At 60.6% G+C, this 16,440-nt stretch carries 11 protein-coding genes and 1 pseudogene; 2 read left to right on the forward strand and 10 right to left on the reverse strand.

All coding sequences use genetic code 11. The features are described 5' to 3' along the window. Positions 1 to 403 precede the first annotated feature (403 nt). Positions 404 to 1,480: an NAD(P)H-dependent flavin oxidoreductase gene (locus KHO33_RS40775; RefSeq protein ID WP_200568388.1), complete on the forward strand. Its 1,077-nt coding sequence runs from the start codon at positions 404 to 406 to the stop codon at positions 1,478 to 1,480. A gap of 130 nt (positions 1,481 to 1,610) precedes the next feature. On the opposite strand, the gene purU is transcribed toward KHO33_RS40775, so the two are convergent. The 8 genes from purU to KHO33_RS40815 all read right to left on the reverse strand — a co-directional run bounded on the left by purU (position 1,611) and on the right by KHO33_RS40815 (position 13,321). Next, positions 1,611 to 2,495 (reverse strand): formyltetrahydrofolate deformylase, encoded by an 885-nt coding sequence (gene purU / locus KHO33_RS40780; RefSeq protein ID WP_267916055.1) that lies wholly within the window; start codon positions 2,493 to 2,495, stop codon positions 1,611 to 1,613. A gap of 52 nt (positions 2,496 to 2,547) precedes the next feature. Further along, positions 2,548 to 3,675: an aminotransferase-like domain-containing protein gene (locus KHO33_RS40785; RefSeq protein ID WP_200568387.1), complete on the reverse strand. Its 1,128-nt coding sequence runs from the start codon at positions 3,673 to 3,675 to the stop codon at positions 2,548 to 2,550. A 24-nt stretch (positions 3,676 to 3,699) separates the two neighbouring features. Continuing rightward, on the reverse strand, positions 3,700 to 5,424 hold the full coding sequence (gene ggt, locus KHO33_RS40790; RefSeq protein ID WP_200568386.1) for a gamma-glutamyltransferase: 1,725 nt from the start codon (positions 5,422 to 5,424) through the stop codon (positions 3,700 to 3,702). A gap of 107 nt (positions 5,425 to 5,531) precedes the next feature. Next, positions 5,532 to 7,394 carry an NAD(P)/FAD-dependent oxidoreductase gene (locus KHO33_RS40795; protein WP_200568385.1) on the reverse strand — a complete coding sequence of 621 codons (1,863 nt, stop codon included), beginning with the start codon at positions 7,392 to 7,394 and terminating at the stop codon, positions 5,532 to 5,534. A gap of 421 nt (positions 7,395 to 7,815) precedes the next feature. Then, positions 7,816 to 9,237: an aminotransferase-like domain-containing protein gene (locus tag KHO33_RS40800; protein WP_200568384.1), complete on the reverse strand. Its 1,422-nt coding sequence runs from the start codon at positions 9,235 to 9,237 to the stop codon at positions 7,816 to 7,818. Positions 9,238 to 9,281: 44 nt separating this feature from the next. Continuing rightward, positions 9,282 to 10,610 carry a hypothetical protein gene (locus KHO33_RS40805; protein ID WP_200568383.1) on the reverse strand — a complete coding sequence of 443 codons (1,329 nt, stop codon included), beginning with the start codon at positions 10,608 to 10,610 and terminating at the stop codon, positions 9,282 to 9,284. Positions 10,611 to 10,635: 25 nt separating this feature from the next. Then, complete coding sequence (locus tag KHO33_RS40810; RefSeq protein ID WP_200568382.1) at positions 10,636 to 11,442, reverse strand: alpha/beta fold hydrolase; 807 nt, start codon at positions 11,440 to 11,442, stop codon at positions 10,636 to 10,638. A 13-nt stretch (positions 11,443 to 11,455) separates the two neighbouring features. Continuing rightward, positions 11,456 to 13,321 (reverse strand): FAD/NAD(P)-binding protein, encoded by a 1,866-nt coding sequence (locus KHO33_RS40815; protein ID WP_200568381.1) that lies wholly within the window; start codon positions 13,319 to 13,321, stop codon positions 11,456 to 11,458. Positions 13,322 to 13,715: 394 nt separating this feature from the next. Between KHO33_RS40815 and KHO33_RS40820 the strand changes: the two genes are divergently transcribed. Next, on the forward strand, positions 13,716 to 14,675 hold the full coding sequence (locus KHO33_RS40820) for a LysR family transcriptional regulator (protein ID WP_200568380.1): 960 nt from the start codon (positions 13,716 to 13,718) through the stop codon (positions 14,673 to 14,675). Here KHO33_RS40820 and KHO33_RS40825 read toward each other — a convergent pair. After that, positions 14,654 to 15,532, reverse strand: a complete 879-nt coding sequence (locus KHO33_RS40825) for a LysR substrate-binding domain-containing protein (RefSeq protein ID WP_200568379.1) — start codon at positions 15,530 to 15,532, stop codon at positions 14,654 to 14,656. The two genes, KHO33_RS40820 and KHO33_RS40825, sit on opposite strands and share 22 nt — an antisense overlap. A 101-nt stretch (positions 15,533 to 15,633) precedes the next feature. Then, positions 15,634 to 16,019, reverse strand: a pseudogene (locus KHO33_RS43070) (type VI secretion system baseplate subunit TssF). Between the last annotated feature and the right edge of the window lie 421 nt (positions 16,020 to 16,440).

Consider the following 16,440-nt stretch of genomic DNA (forward strand, 5'->3'; position numbering starts at 1 on the left):
CCACATTCTGTTTTTGAGAACTTCCATTCATTTTTTTTCATTATGATCGTGCGCTGAAGATGCATATGATATGCATGTTATTTTGCCTTCCGAAGTTATTCGAAAAAAAACACACAGGGAATGGTTCCATGCTTGATGCGCTTCTTATCACCCTTGGTATCGCGGGCGTTTCGTTCAGTCTCTTCTACAAATTTCTGCTCGTCCTTTATCGGTCCGGTCAGCGCTCGTCGCAACATCGCATGGAAGACATCTAAGTCGATTCGTCATGTGACGGTGCCCGTTCGCGCGAGGCGGGTTGCCGCCCTCCTTCATTAGGTGCGGATCTCAACGATTGGCACCCACCCCGTCATACCCCACTCGCTACCTTCATTCCGGCCGTCCCTCTCACCCGCGGAAATACTCCATGTCCCACTTGCTTTCCACTGCCCTAACCAGCCAGATCGGTGTCTCGCTGCCCATCGTTCAAGGCCCGATGAATGGCGGTTCGACGCCGGACATGGTCGCGGCAGTATCGAACGCAGGCGGCCTCGGGTCGCTCGCCGCAGCTGGGCTCGACCCCGCTGCAATCCATGCGCAGGTCGCCTCGATCCGCGCGCAGACGTCGAAACCGTTCAACATCAATCTGTTCGTGCTAGATACGCCCGCCCTGTCCGGAGATGAGATCGAACGCGCGATCGCCCTACTGCAGCCCGTGCGTGCGGAGCTCGGCCTCGCGCCGGCCCAGCCGCTCGCTCAATATTGCGAAGATTTCCGCCAACAGCTCGACGCGGTCGTCGAACTCAAGGTGCCGCTCGCGAGCTTCACGTTCGGCCTGCTCGACGCACCGTCGGTCGAACGTCTGCATCAGGCCGGCAGCCTCGTTATCGGCACGGCGACGAGCGTTGCCGAAGCGCGCGCGTGGGAAGCCAACGGCGCGGACATTATTTGTGCCCAAGGCGCGGAAGCGGGCGGCCATCGGGGCACCTTCCTTGGCCATCCCGACGACAGCATGATCGGCACGCTCGCACTCGTTCCGCAGATCGTGGACGCAGTCTCACTGCCGGTCATCGCAGCGGGCGGCATCATGGACGGCCGCGGCATCGCCGCCGCCCTGATGCTTGGCGCCCAGGCCGCGCAATTGGGCACGGCGTTCCTCTCCTGCGCCGAGTCACCGATTCATCCGGCGTGGAAGGAAAAGATCCGGCAAGCAGCCGATACGTCGACGCGCACGAGCCGTGCCTTTACCGGGCGTCCCGCCCGCGGCATCGTCAACGAGTACGTGCGGCGCATGGCCGCGTACGAGCCGCAATTCCCCGCCTATCCGGTTCAAAATGCGTTGACGACGGAAATTCGCAAGGCCGCCGGCGCCGCCAATCGCCCCGACTTCATTTCACTGTGGGCAGGGCAAGCGGCGGGCCTGAGCCGGCTGCGTGCCGAGGGTATTCCGGCCGCCACGCTCGTCCGGCTGCTGGCAGAAGAAACGGGCGCCCTGCTGCGCTGATGGCTCGCGCGTGCGGTAAAGGCCGCACGCGTGGCGATCGGCTTACTCGCGCGCAGTGCGCCTTTTGCAAGCGTGCGCGTCGCAAACGGTCCCTGCCGCCGGGACCGGCTGCGTCGAACCCGCCCGGTGGTTACTTGAGTACGACCGTCTTGTTGCCGTTCAGCAAGACCCGGCGTTCTGCGAACCACTTCACCGCACGCGCCAGCACTACGCACTCGGCGTCCCGGCCGATTGCCGCCAGCGCATCCGGCGACATCGCATGGTCGATCCGCTCGACGTCCTGTTCGATGATCGGCCCTTCGTCCAGATACCCGGTCACGAAATGCGCGGTAGCGCCGATCAGCTTGACGCCCCGCTCATGCGCCTGTCCATAGGGTTTCGAACCCTTGAAGCTCGGCAGAAACGAGTGGTGAATGTTGATCACGCGTCCGCTCAGCGCGTCGCACGTGGCAGCCGACAGGACCTGCATGTAGCGCGCGAGAACCACCAGATCGACGTCGTATGCCTCCACAAGATCGAGCACGCGCTGCTCCTGCGCCACTTTGACGGCAAGCGGTGCCTGCGAAGGCAGCGGGAAATGATGGAACGGCAGGCTGTAGTTCTCCACCAGCTGCGCCAGGTCACGGTGATTCGACACCACGCCGCAGATCTCGACAGGCAACGTGCCGCTCGCGTAGCGGAACAGCAGGTCGTTCAGGCAATGGCCGACCTTCGAGACCATCAGCAAGACCCGGGTACGCTTGCGCGTATCGAACAGTTGCCAGCGCACAGCGGGCGACGGGTAAAGCAAGCCGATATCCCGGCGCAGCACGCCTTCGGTGATCGCCTGATCCTCCACCGAGAAGAGAATGCGCAGGAAGACAAGCTGCGACTGAGGGTCGGAGAACTGCGAGGAATCCAGAATATCGCAGCGCCGGTCGCTCAGCAGGCTGGTTACGCGATGCGACATCCCTCTGTCCGCGGGGCACTTCATCACCAGCACGAACTGCGCATGCGCGACTGGCCGCTCCTGCAGCACCGCCTCGCCCGCGCAGGACGGTCCATCGCCTTCGATTCGCGTTAACACATTACACCTCCGATATCAGATTACGACGCGCGTTTTTGAGCCGCGCCGACATGTTCAGGTGACTCACGACGTCGCCCAGACGCTGGATGCCCTCGACAATATCCGCCTCGACCAGCGCGCAGAACGGCAGGCGTAGGAACTGATAGCCGGGATGTGCATCGAAGAACGCGTTGCCCGACGACAGCGCCAGCCCGGCTTCCGCGGCGGCCGCCAGCAGCGAACTCTCGTCGATATGCGCACCCAGCCGCACCGACGTGAAGAAGCCGCCCTCCGGACGCACGAATAGCCGTCCGGGCAGATAACGCTCGATCGCCTGCACGCAGACGTCGAGGCGCGGCCCGTAAAGCCGTCGCAGCCGGTCGAGCTGCAACGGCAACTGCCCGTCCTCGCACCAGGCCGCCACCACGCCTTGCGCAAACACGCCGGGTGTAATGTAGTGACGCTCGGCGACCCTCGCCACCCGCTGGACCACGTCCGCGGGCGCGACCAGAAAGCCGACTCTGACGCCCGGACTGATGAGCTTCGTAAACGAACTGAGGTGCAGCGTGATGTCCGGCGCCATGCTGTGAATCGACGGGATCGGATCCCCGGTATAGCGGAGGAATCCGTAAGGCCCATCCTCGACGATCAGGAAGCGATGTTGGCGCGCGAGGCGGATCATCGTTCGCCTCGCGTCGAGCGTCATGCACACCCCCGTGGGATTCTGAAAATCGGGAATCAGATACACCAGCTTCGGCGTGTGTCGCTGCAATTCCCGCTCGAAAACGTCGAGACAGATGCCACCCTCGTGGACGTCGATGCCGACGATCGTCACGCCATGCTGCTTCAGCGTCGTGACGGCCCGGTCGTAAGTCGGCCGCTCGACGAACACCACGTCGCCCGGCTTCAAATAAGCCTCGCAGAGGAAGTCGAAAATTTCGAGCGAGCCGTTACCGACTAGCACGTTCGGCGCCGCACAGTCGAACCATGACGCGATGAACTCGCGCAACGGCATATAGCCGAACGCCGGACCGTACTGCAACATCCGGTTCGCATCCCTCGCGAGGGCACTGACTGTCAGCGCCTGCAGCTTGTCGATGGGAAACGATTGGGGATCAGGCACACCTCGGGACAAATCGATTGTTTTCATATTCAGAACCTCCGGCGTTGCCGGTTAATTAACCAGACGGACGGTGCCGCGGGCGCGCGGATCGGCCGCCGCTTCCGGCATGTCGTCGTTGACGCGGATCACCTGGATGTCGCCGTTGGTGAACCGCGGTTGCAGGTTGTAGCCCCGCCCGATCAGTTCTTCCGCAAGCACGCCTTCGATCGGGGCATACGGCTCCCAATAGACCGTATCGACCGGCAGAAGCTGATGATGGACGCGCATCTCCGCCACCGCCTGCGTGAGCGACATGCCGAAGTCGTGCACGTTGTTGATCACCTGGAAGATCGACCCGAAAATGCGCGACCCGCCCGGCGTGCCGATCACGAGCGACACCTGCCCGTCTTTGGTGAGGATCGTGGGCGTCATCGACGACAGCATGCGTTTGCCCGGCGCGATCGCGTTGATGTCCGTGCCCACCAGGCCGAAACGGTTGGCCACGCCGGGTTTGCACGAAAAGTCGTCCATGTCGTTGTTGAGCAGGAAACCCGCGCCCTCGACGACCACGCCGCTGCCGAACTTCGAGTTCAGCGTATAGGTGTTCGACACCGCGTTGCCGGCCTTGTCGATGATCGAGAAGTGCGTGGTCTCGTCGCTCTCCTGCAGACCGGGCTTGACCGCGCCGATCTTCGACGGCGCAGCCAGATCGATCTCCATTGCGCGGGAACGGAGGTATGCGGGATGGAGCAGGCGGTCCACCGGCAAGGTCTGGAAATCGGGATCGCCCAGGTATTCGGCGCGATCCGCGAACACCCGCTTCGCGAGCTCCGAAAACAGATGAACGTACTGCGCTGAGTTGTGCGCGACGCCCGCGAAGGCGCCCTTCAACACCTCCTTCATCTTCAGTAGCTGGATCAGTCCGATGCCGCCGGAGCTGGGCGGTGGCGCTGTCACTACCTGGTAGCCATTCCAGGTTTCAATGAGCGGCTTGCGCCACACCGTGCAATAGTTGCGCAGATCGTCGCGGGTGATTGGTACGTCGTAAGTCGACAATTGCCTGACGAGCATTTCCGCCGTCGCGCCCAGATAGAATTCGCTCACGCCGTATTTAGCGATGCGCGTCAGCGTATTGCCGAGATCCGGCTGACGGAACACCTTGCCTTGCGCCATCGCGCCGAAGAACCGCGTGAAATTCGTCTTGCACTCGAAATCGGCGAGCATCACATCGCGCCGTTCGATGAGCTGGCGATGCACGACGAAGCCCTGCTTCGCGTACCGGATCGCCGGGTCCAGAAGCCGTTGCCAAGACATTGTCCCGAAGCGCTGATGCGCGTCCCACAGCCCTCTCACCGTTCCGGGAATGGCGACCGAATGACGGCCTACCACGCTCTTGCCGGGCACCACTTCACCTGCGTCGTCCAGATACATGTCGCGCGTCGCCTGCGCGGGCGCGCATTCGCGATAGTCGAGAAAGTACGGCTGGCCGTCGAAGTGAATGTTCATGAAGCCGCCGCCGCCGATGTTGCCGGCCTCGGGGTAGGTGACCGCCAGCACGAAGGCCACGGCGATCGCTGCGTCGACCGCATTGCCGTCCTCCTCCAGCACGGCTTCGGCTACATCGGCGCTGTAACGGTCCGGCGCGGCAACCGCGCCGGCCTTGAGTTTGAGCTTCGCGCCGTAGCCCGTCTCGCGCTTGGCCCGTTGAATGAGATGCCACGACTCCTCGGCTGCGTCGTGCTCCGGGATTTCAGGCGTACTTGCGCCTTGAACCGGTTTCTTGGTGGAGATCTTCATTGGCTGATTATTGGAAGGTGAATGGATATCGAGGCGAACCGCAGCGGCACTGAACGCGCAGCGCGGCCCGCGCGGCGTGCTGCGTCGCGACGCGCGCTTCGCGTGTGCTAGCCCAGCGCGGCCGCGGTAGTTTCGGCGTCGCGGGACTGCGCCACGGCAGCCGAAAGGAATGCACTCGGGCGATTGGGGTAGTAGGCGAAATGCATGGGATGATCGCGGTGCTCGATAGCATCGAACACGGCCTGCGCGATCTCGGGCGATTGCGCGAAGCCGCCCGTGTTATGGCCGCCTGTGATCACGCAACGCCCACCGTTACTGGCCGGCAACATCTCGAAGACGCCCAGACCCGACGAAGTCCAGGGCCTGACGCAATATTTGAAGCTGTCCGCCATGTTGCCAGCGGCGAGCGCCGCGGCATAAGACGTCGGGAAATACTTCGCCGCCGTGTCGACAAGGCCCAGGTAGATCTGCTGCAACTGGGCTTGGTCGATATTGCGCGGATCGATGCCGGTATGACCGTAGCCCGACCCGATGATCAAGATCGGCTTGCCCGCCTCGTCGGTGGCGACGGTAATGTTCGCGTCTTCGGTGATGTGGCCTTTACGGGCGAGCTTCAGCGAATGCCGCAGTTCCGGCTCGAGATTGGGAATGCGCAGCCACGCGCCGAGTACGCCGTGAATCTTTCCCTTCGACTCGGTTCCTTCCAGCAGGTCGTTGCCGTATGCACCGGGTGAGAGCACGTAGTGATCGGCTTCGAGGACCGCGTTGCCGAACTGGATGCCCGTGACGCGCCGTCCCTCATCGAAGAGGATCTGTTCCGCGCGTTCTCCCCAACTGAACTCCGCGCCGCCTGCGCTTAGCCGCTGCACTAGGTGTCGGACAAACTTGTGCGAATTGACCGTGAAGCCGATCACATAGACCGCGCCGGCAATGTAGCCGCCGCGCACCGCCTCCGCCAGCGCGGGATGGTCGTGCGCCACTTCCGCGGGCGTCAGCACTTCGAGGGTCGCGCCGATGCGATTCTGCCGCCTAACGGCGTTGGCGAATTGCGTTTCATCGGAGTAGAGCCGCAAGATACCCTCGCGCAGCAACGATGCGGTGAACAATGCTGAATCGCGCTTGATCCATTCGGTCCACTTCGACAAGCTGGCGCGGGCGAACGAGAAGATATCCTCGTTGTATTTATTGGCCAGCCAGACCGGAATGCCCTCGAATTCCCGGACCCAGTCGAGTTCGCTCTCCGACAGTGTCTGCTTCCAGTGCACGTTCCAGCCCAGTTCCGTCACGCTGCGCCGGAATAGGTTGTTCATGGTCAGCGACACTTGCCGGTCGTTGTAATTGTCCATCTCGGACAATGTGAACATCCGGGCGTCATCGCCGCCATGGCTGCAGCCGAAAGCCGTCCATGGCGAAGACTTCGTCGGCTCGGGCCGCGCGTCGACCAAATGAATCGCGTACCCCGCCTGCTGCAGCCGATAAGCCGTCACAAGATTGACGAGGCCCGCGCCGACCATCAGCACCTTCTCGTGCCGCATCTTGCCAGCTGGTGGGCAGGCCTCGTCGTCCTGCGCGCGCCGCTTGTGCAGCGCGTTTTTGATCGAGCGGGCTTCCAGCGCGTCGAACGCGTTCACATAGGCGTCCTGCAGCGATTTGCCGAGCGCCTGCAACGCGATGCTGTTGCCGTTCTGAATCTCTCCGGCGGGCGCGTAGTCGAGCAGATCCGACGCATTCGGATCTGGAGTCACAACGCGCACAACATAAGCAGGTGAAGTGCGAGCCGCCGCCCAATCGGCGACCACCTTCGCGGGGATCGGGTCACGGGAGACGAGCGCGTCGATGCGATTCTCGACGATCATGCGAGTGAATATGTGATGGCTCTTGTTCAGCAAATCCGGCCGATAAATCACATTGTCCGCAAGCAGTGAATCCTGAAGCGGCTGATCAAGCAAATCAAGCAGCAGTATCTTCATGGCGGTGTCCGATAAATGAGTGATGAGTGCTGCGTCAGTCACATCCGTCATCGATATCTCACGTTTTCATTTTCAAAAAAGCAGCAACGTGTAGGGCCGCTTTAACGCAAGCGATGATTTGCATGACGAGCAGTCCGGTCAATTTATGGGAATTACACGCCACGGCAAAGGTACGGGTTTCATTCGCCACGGAAAACTGTGTGGTCGTTAGTTTCAATACGCCAGATTAATTAGGAATCTATAGTAATAATGAGTCGGAGACGTCTGGTACAAGCACGCCAATCATGGAAAATCGAACGGCACCCTGCCAAGGGCCGCCGGAAAACATGCAATGGAAAAGGACAGAGTCCGACATTCGCGATCGAACCGGTCGCATTGAGACGGCGCGGCAGACGTCGATGCCGCATCAGGCGCACGCGTTCTATGACGGTTCGTCGACGGCGAGAGATCGATGGAGGAAACTGGCGAGTCTCGGATCAGCGCTTGCGGCCGCATTGAAGCGCATGCGCGAGGTCATGGCGCCTTCGCGGGCGTCGCGTGCCTGAAAAAGGCTTCCAGGCGCAAGCAGGATGCGCTCGGCGAACGCGCGCCGGGCGAGCGACTCCGTGTCGATGCCTGGCGGCAGTTCTCCCCACAGGAAAAGTCCGTCACCGCCATGATCGAAACGCACGCCGGTTGCGCTCAGACTGGACAACGCGCCGGCTCGCGCGTGACCCAGGTGGCGCCGCAGTCGCTCCAGATGCTTCCGATATTTGCCGGACTGCAGCATGCCGAGCGCCGCGCACTCCGTCAAAACGGAACACTCCGACACGAGATGGAGTTTCGCGTGGATGAACGCGTCCATCAGCGCCGACCTGAGCGCGACGAATCCCAGCCGGACGAGCGGTCCCATCACTTTCGCAAACGAACTGTAGTAGATGACATGGCTCATGTCGGAGAGCTGCGCAAGGCGTGCCGCCGGCCTTTGCGACAGATTGCCGTACACGTCGTCTTCCGCGATCGTGAATCCGTATTGCTCCGCGAGGCTCAGCAGCCGATGCAGGTTCACGATACTGCTGTTCCAGCCGGTCGGATTGTGCAGGGCCGATTGCGTGAAGACCAGCGCGGGCGGCTCGCGCCTGCAGATCGATTCAAGCTCGTCGAGATCGAGGCCGTCCGGACCCCGGCGCACCGCGGCGAGCCGCACGCCGTGATAACGCAGACGGCTGACCAGTAGCGGTGTCGTCGGCTCCTCCACCAGCACCAGATCGCCTGGCTGCAGCATCACGCGGCAGATGAGATCGACCGCCTGTACCGCGCAGTCGGTCGTGATCAGACAGTTGGGATCGACGAAGATACCGTCGAACCTGAGATGCAGCGCCAGCACTTCGCGCAGCGCTGACGAGCCTTGCACGCTGTGCGGCACGTGCATGCCCTCGCCGAACCCGCGCACGGTCTTTCTCGCCAGACAGGCCGTGCCCGCATCCTCCAGCCAGCTGCCGCGCAGCGCTTCGCCGCCTGCCGCAATCCAGCCCGAATCGATCTCCAGATTGCTGCGGGCCAGCCACGCGGCGTCGAGCGGGCCGCTGGCGGTCGGCCGGCGCGCGATCGCCAGCGGCGCGCCATGGTTCGATCCGGCCACGAAGAATCCGCTGGAAGCATGCGCGACGATGGCGCCGAGCGCGATCAACTGATCGTACGCGGTCACGACCGTGTTGGGGCTCACGCCCAGCTTCCTCGCCAGTTGCCGGATCGACGGCAGCCTCGCGCCGGCATGCAGCCTTCCTTGTTGAACGAGTGCACCGACGCGTCGAACGATTTGCTCGGTCAGTGCTACCGGTAACAGGGGGTCGATTTCAAACATGACTCTTCTCGGGGAAAAGGAAGGCTACGCCGCTACCGCCCGCGTCAGTGGGACGAATGGTGGCCGAGCAGCGTGAGCAGGTAGACATAGGCGATCACCATGCCCAGCGCACAGAACTTCCAGTTCGATACATAGCTCGTCTCCCGGCTCGATACCTGCAGGCTCGTCGCAGCCAGAATCGCGCAGATGGACACCGGCGACAGCAGATTGGCCATCACGAACATGGTCGTCCACGCGAGATACTGGACATACGTCGGCCCCAGCACTGCAGCATCCACCAGCGGAAAGAACAGACCGAACAGAATCATCGGATGAACGCCGAACACCGTCACCGCAGGCAGCACGAACACCAGCAGAGCGCAGACGGCATACGGATTGCTCAGCGCCGAGCGGATCACGTCCGGCAGGTACGTGGCGAGGTCAAAATGCTGGATCGTGAATATCAGCAGGCTCGACGCGGCCAGCAGCAGCAATTCCGGCGCGATCCCGTCAATGCTTTTCGGCATTTCCTTGACGATCGCCTGCGACACCCTGCCGCCCGACAGCGCCACCAGTTCGATGCCATAGCCGAAGACCATCGCGAACGCGAAGGCGAGCGTCAGCTTGGAAGTCGCCGCATAGAAGATCCCGCCCGACAGCGCGACCAACACCGCAAGGGCGATTGGCTTGACCTTGCTGATGCCGAGCGCCTTGCGGCTGCCTTCCTCGATATCGAGCCGGGGCGTCATTGCGCCCGCCACGACGAACAGCGCGAGCGGCACGCCGAGCAGCAGAACCGTGCCGCTGTCCAGATGCGGAATCGCAGCCGCAATCGACGCGGAGGCTACCGTGGTGGGCAGGATGAACATCGACGCGCACAGCGAGCGCATGGTGATGCGGGAAATGCCCAGCCGGTTCTTTACCTGCGGCCCGCACACGGCGCCCATCATTGAAATCGCGCCGAGGCTAGTAAACAGCGTGAGCGCCATCGTCGCGAGCGACACGCGAATCGTATTCAATGGGTCGCCCTGCCGCTTGATCAGCTGGTTGCTCACTACCGCAGAAAGCCCGGATCGTGTCAGGCTGTGCCGGAACAGCGAGACGCCGACCAGCAGACACATGACGGTCAGAAAACGTCCCATCGCGCCGAGCAACTGCGGCGCGTCGACTGACGTACCCAGAAGCGGGATGCAGATCGCGAAGATTCCCACCGCGTACCACAGTGTCTGTTTCTTGCGGCTCTCCTTCGACAGACACAGGATCACCGCTGGAATGCACACGATCACGCCCAACACGGACGCCGGTTTTGGCATCGAGGCCGACAACGAGGTCGCCGCGATCAGTAACATCGAACTGAACATGAGCGCACTGACCTTCTGCCATCCATTCAACATGATTGTTTCTCCTCGTGCGGCTGCATCAGATGGATTGCAGAAATGTGTTGAGAACGTGTGGCTCCGTCACCATCACGTCATGCCGCGCGTTCAATTCCATCCAGGTCCAGCCGGGCTGGGTCCTGATGTCTTTCTTGAGCTTCGCGAGCGGTGGGTACGCGGTGGCGACGCAATCGACGTAAATGCGCGGCACGCCGTTGCCGAGCGGATGCTCGAGCCTGAACTTCTCCTCGTAAGGTCCCACCGGATGCGGTGTTAGCAGCGCGCCGACCCACGCCTTGTCTTCGTCGGTCACGAGGTTGTAGCTACTGAGCGGGGGCGGTGGAATCGCAATGCCGTTTCCTTCGCGAGCGGCCTGTTCGAGCCGCTGCTTCGTGATCTCCGCGGGTTGCGCGTCGAACGCGGACACGCCGTTCGGCACCACGAGGGCGTCCAGGTAGACGAGTTTTGCGAGCGAACGGGGAATCCGGTCGGCCACGCCGCTGATGATCAGACCGGAGAAGCCGCTGCCCACCAGGATCACATCGCTCAGACCTTCGTACTGGATGTGGTTGGTGATGCTTGTGATATGCGTCGTGAGGTCGATGTTCTTCGACAGTAGATGCTTCGACTCGCCCAGCCCCGGACAGGTCGGCGCGGACACGTAGTGCCCCGCTTCGCGAAGCTCTTTGGCGACTTTCTTCCAGCACCAGCCGCCATACCATGCTCCGTGAACGAGCACGAAGGTCTTCTGCTTCGCTGTCGTCGGTTTATTCTGCGCCCCGACCTGTGTCGCCGCGAGCGCGCCCATGGCGAGGCCAAGTGCGCCCTTGCTGAAATTGCGTCGATCCATTCTCATCTCCCCGTTAAACTGCGGCGTAATCAAGCGGCTGGTCCACTTCGCTGCGCTGTGCGATGTCGCGTACCATCGTCACGACCGCCCGCCCGGCGTCCTGCAAGCCGCGGGAATTGGAGTACGGCCGGGGCAACACGTACGTGTAGAAATGCGCGCCCTCCACGACGTACCCCAACGCCCATAGATTCCGGATCACCTTGCCGTTGCGGTCGATCACGTTCACCGCGCCGTCCACGTCGATTCCGCTCGGCTTGAAGTCGCCGTTTCTGAACGGCTTGATCACGCCGGCCGCGAGCATATTTCTGATCAGCGGAGCCGGACTCGATTCAGGCTCGAACAGATCCACCTTGGCGCGAATCAGCACGTCGAATTTCTCGGCGACGGGCTCGGCGAACCGGTCGGTCGACAGCGTGAAGCGGCAGCATGCCTCGTCATAGCCGATATCCGGCTTCGGACCGAAGAAGGACACCACGCCAGCGTCGATCAGCGCCGCCATTTCCATGTTCCGTTCCTTGGGCGGGCCGCTCGCGACGCGGTTGCTGATCGAACACCAGTACGACAGGAAGCGGCGATGCGACTCCGGCGTGAGACGGCCGTAGTCGACCGCGTGCCGGATGTTGTCGCGGATATCGCGCAGAATGTCGGATGCGGCCTTGCGCGGGTTGTTGACATTGCCGCCGAAGCAGTCCGCGATGTCGGCCTCTAGGTGCTGGCGCACGTATTCGCGGTAGTCCTCCTGATCGGCGAAAGTGAGATTGGCCACCGGCACCATCAGCGAATCGATCGCGGCGGCGATTTCCGGTTCGACCTGATAGGTGGCAGGATCGGCAAACTCCCCCTTCAGCGAACTGGAATACACATAAGCCATTTCTTTTTTAAGCGTCGGCCACAAATCGCGATCGAAATCCATCTGTTCGTTGCCGCGCTCGCGCAGATTGTTCTGGCGGCTCAGATCCACGAAGTCTCGCGTGAAAAATTTCGCCTTATATTGCCCGTATGTGCCCTTCTGATTCACCGCGCGTCCGCCGGCAGGTAAACCCTGGCGAGAAAATACGATGATTTTCGGTTCGCGTCCGCACGGAATGTATTGATAGCGAGTGGACGAGATTTTCTCGAATTTTCCGCCCACACCGAGCGTCAATGCCGAAATAGCGTCCGTCGCGGTTAGGCCCGTGCCGCAAATGGCGACCTTCGCTTGCGAACTAATCGAATTAAGCGCCGTGATTGGATAGGGCATCCGGAAATACGCCAAGTGGCTATTGCCGGATTTACCATTGTTGACCAGTTCGTCGAATTTTCGGTCGAAGCTGTCCTTGCCGCCGAGGCTATGTCCCATCGTCATGAATACATAGTCCGCATCAATGCGGAAGCCGCCGTCCAGTTGCACTTCGATCCGGTCGTTGTCGAGCGGAACGATGCTCACCGCATCCCTGCGGTGATTGAAGACGGTGACATAGTCCGGCAGGCCCTCAATCAGCCGGTCGTAGACCCACGTCAGGTACTTGCCCATCACGGCGCGCGGCAGGTAGGTGTTCTCGTCGATGGGCTCGCCCACGTCAGAGATGACATAACGGCCGTCGAGCTTCTTGTAACCCTGCTCCAGCGCCCATTCCAGCAACGAAGATCCCGGCAGGATCGGACCCGAATCAGTCACCGATTCGTCGCAGTACATCGTGACCTGCGCGGCGATAGTGTTCACCAGCAGATGCTCGGGCTGGGTCCATTCGTGAATGCCTTGTCCGGGGGTCGACGGATCGATCAGGTGCAGGTCAATGCCGACCTCCAGTTCCCGCTCGGAGAGCACTGCCTGCAATCTTTCGAGCAGAGTCAGCCCGCGCTGTCCCATACCGACAATGACGACACTAACGTTATTCATATATGTTCCTGAAGTTTCTGGTCGGATATGCTTAATTAAATATAAAATCAAAAGACAAACAATCTCCCGCGCAAGCCTTCCGCTTGGATTCTATCGACCGAGTATATCTAGCTAGATATTTTTTAAGCGAGTTAATTAGGATGGCTGCGCCTGATTTCTTATAGATCACATTCCACATTTTCCAATGCATATGGCAAACCGAATCACAGGAGAAATTTTAGCCATCTCCCCATAAATCGGATAATTCATTTTTTTGATGAATATTTCTTCTTTTAAGAAAGAATTGCTGATTCTGGGCAAACGAAAGAAACTCCCGAATTCGAGACTGTGATTTTTACTAAAAAAAATCATAGTTTTTCTGGTAGATCGCGTTACGGAATACGAGGGCGGGGGAATGGATCTGAGAGCATTACAAATATTCAAGGCAGTGATCGACGAGGGCGGCGTCTCACGTGCTGCGGAGCGCTTGCATTGTGTTCAGTCGAATGTCTCTACACGGATCAGGCAGTTGGAAGACATGCTGGATACGCGCCTGTTCGAGCGCGTCGGCAAGCGTTTGGCCGTGACGCCGCGTGGAGTCATGTTGCATGGCTACGCGGAACGTCTGCTGGAATTGGCAGATGAGGCGAAGCACGCCGTCAGGGGAGGCGGAACGATTTATGGAGAACTCCGTATCGGCGTCAATTCTCCGACGGCCGCAGGCCAGCTTCCGCACGCGCTAACGGATTTCCACCGGAAGCATCCGGTCATTCAACTGCACGTCGTAGCGGCCACGACGGACAGCGTCGTGCGAGATGTCCTCGCCCAAAAGCTTGATGTGGGTCTCGTGGTGGGTCCCATCTACCATGCCGAACTTCTGCAAACGGAAATTTCCGACGACGAACTCGTCTTGCTGACTGACATGAAGGCCCGGGATCTCCGCTCCGCGCGCGACATGCGCAACATGATGGTGATCGGCTTGCGCAACGACCGCGAATACCGGGAGCGAATGCGGCGCTGGATGGAGGAAGCCGCCGTACCCATATCTCGCTCACTTGAACTCGATACAGCGCAAGCCGTGATGAGTTCCGTCGGCGCCGGGCTGGGGATGGCGATCATGCCGCGCACGCTCGTCGAAAAGTGGGGATTCACGAACCAAGTGCGATGCCATCTGCTGCCGGAAAAGTTCTCGCGCGCAAAAACGGTGATGATCTGGCGCAGAGGCAATCTTCACCATGCGTCACGACAGGCGATAACGGAAAGCCTCCTCTCCTTTCCGGAATTCAGAAATCCGCACGCGGATTCGCTCATCGCCTCCTGCGAGACGTCGGAAGCGCAACTTCGAGGCCGGCCCTACTGCATTCGAACGCCTTGATCCCGGATGAACTGAACAAAGGCGTCTCGCGCAGTATGCTGAGCGATACCCGTGGGCCAGACAAACAGGGTCTTGGCTCGCGCCACGTCGGACGCAATGGCGTGGGACCTGACGACGCCGGCCAGTTCCCAACGCTCAACCAGAGATTTCGGCATCAGCGAGATCCCCATTCCCGCGCCGGCGCAAGCGATAATCAGCTCGCTCGTACTCAGTTCCACCACATTGCCGGCCCTGAAGCCCGTCTCGCCCAGCCAGCGCTCGTACCTCGCGCGGTAAGCGCATCCGGCGCTAAGCGCGAGGTAGGTAGATCCGATGACGTCCTCGACCGACGTGATGTTGCTGTGGCCGTGATCCGAGACCAGTACCAGTTCTTCTTCGAAAGCGTCGTCTTGATCCAGGTCGTCCGAGATGACCGGCGCGGGCACCAGCGCGATATCGAGACGATGGCCGGTGACGGCGTGGATCACGTGCTCGACGGAACTCGTCTTGATCGCCATATCTACCCTCGGATAGCGTCTGTGAAAATCGGCGAGGATAGACGGCAGACGAGCGGCAGCGATAACCTCGGTAGACCCGATCCGGAGCTTACCGGCGGGCTCCCCTCCGTTCTTGAGAATGGATTGCACTTCCTCGGCCAACTGGAGCATGCGATCCGCATATCCGAGTAACTGCGATCCTTCATTCGTAATGACAAGGCGGCCGTTCAGGCGATAAAACAGCTGGATACCCAAGCGGCCTTCGAACTGTTTGAGCCTTGTTGACACATTGGATTGCACGCAATTCAGAACTTTGGCAGCGCGAGCGATGCCGCCTTCCTCGGCCACTGCCTTGAATATTTTTAGTGACTGCAAGTCCATCTCTGCCCCGGGTAGAAGTGTCTGGTGTTTCTTTTAGTTGGCGCAACCGGCTATCGCGTCTGGTCGAGCACCGTGGACCTCGCGGCATGGTGCTTGATGCGTCATGGCTGAAGATCTAGTGGCACGACTGTGAGCTTCGCATCTATGATTTCCAGCAGCCATATCGTGACCGACAGGCTGCTGCGGTATTCGCATGCCGTTGACTTGCGATCGGACGCGAGGCCCACAAAGGACGTACCGCGAGGGATCAGGATACCCTCCACGAAATTGCCCTCGCTGCTGTCGGATGCAACCGTGCGACCGCCATGGACGGCGTGGGCGAGACGTAGTTCGGGTACGTGACTTCGAGCAGCCGTTCGGTGAAGCGGGGAATTTCGACGTCGAGCCTGATCCGCATGCGTGCGAAAATGAGACAAAACGCCTGTACCGGCCGCTCCAAATAGGCGTCGCCGATCTCGCCATCCTGCAGGCCCAGCCGTCTGGCAATCTTTGGATGCTACTGCGCAAAGCCATCAACACGGGCACGCAGGTAGAGCAGTTCGCGGGTCTAGTACCGAGCAGTCTAGGATCCATCAGACGCTGCTACACCTAGGATATGCGCGGTTACCGGCAGGTGCATCCCACTGTTCAGGCGTTAAACTCAAATACATTCCCCGGGTTCCTAGTTGTTGCTTCAGTTCGTTAATTAACCACTTCAATCTCTTTAGGTCAATTGAATAATTTTGAGATAAATATCTTTGCCGTTTATCTATCTGGCGTTGTCCAACGGCTGGTGAGGCCCGGCAGGACTCTGCACTCCTGAGGCGTTGGTGCACCATTGACGGAGGACGAGGTGTCCGTGGCTCCGGAATAGTCATGCGACTACCCGCTTGCTGCAGACGGATGTCGGGCGTCCGGCTGTGAGCATC

The sequence above is a fragment of the Paraburkholderia nemoris genome (assembly GCF_905221015.1).
Lineage (GTDB): Bacteria > Pseudomonadota > Gammaproteobacteria > Burkholderiales > Burkholderiaceae > Paraburkholderia > Paraburkholderia nemoris.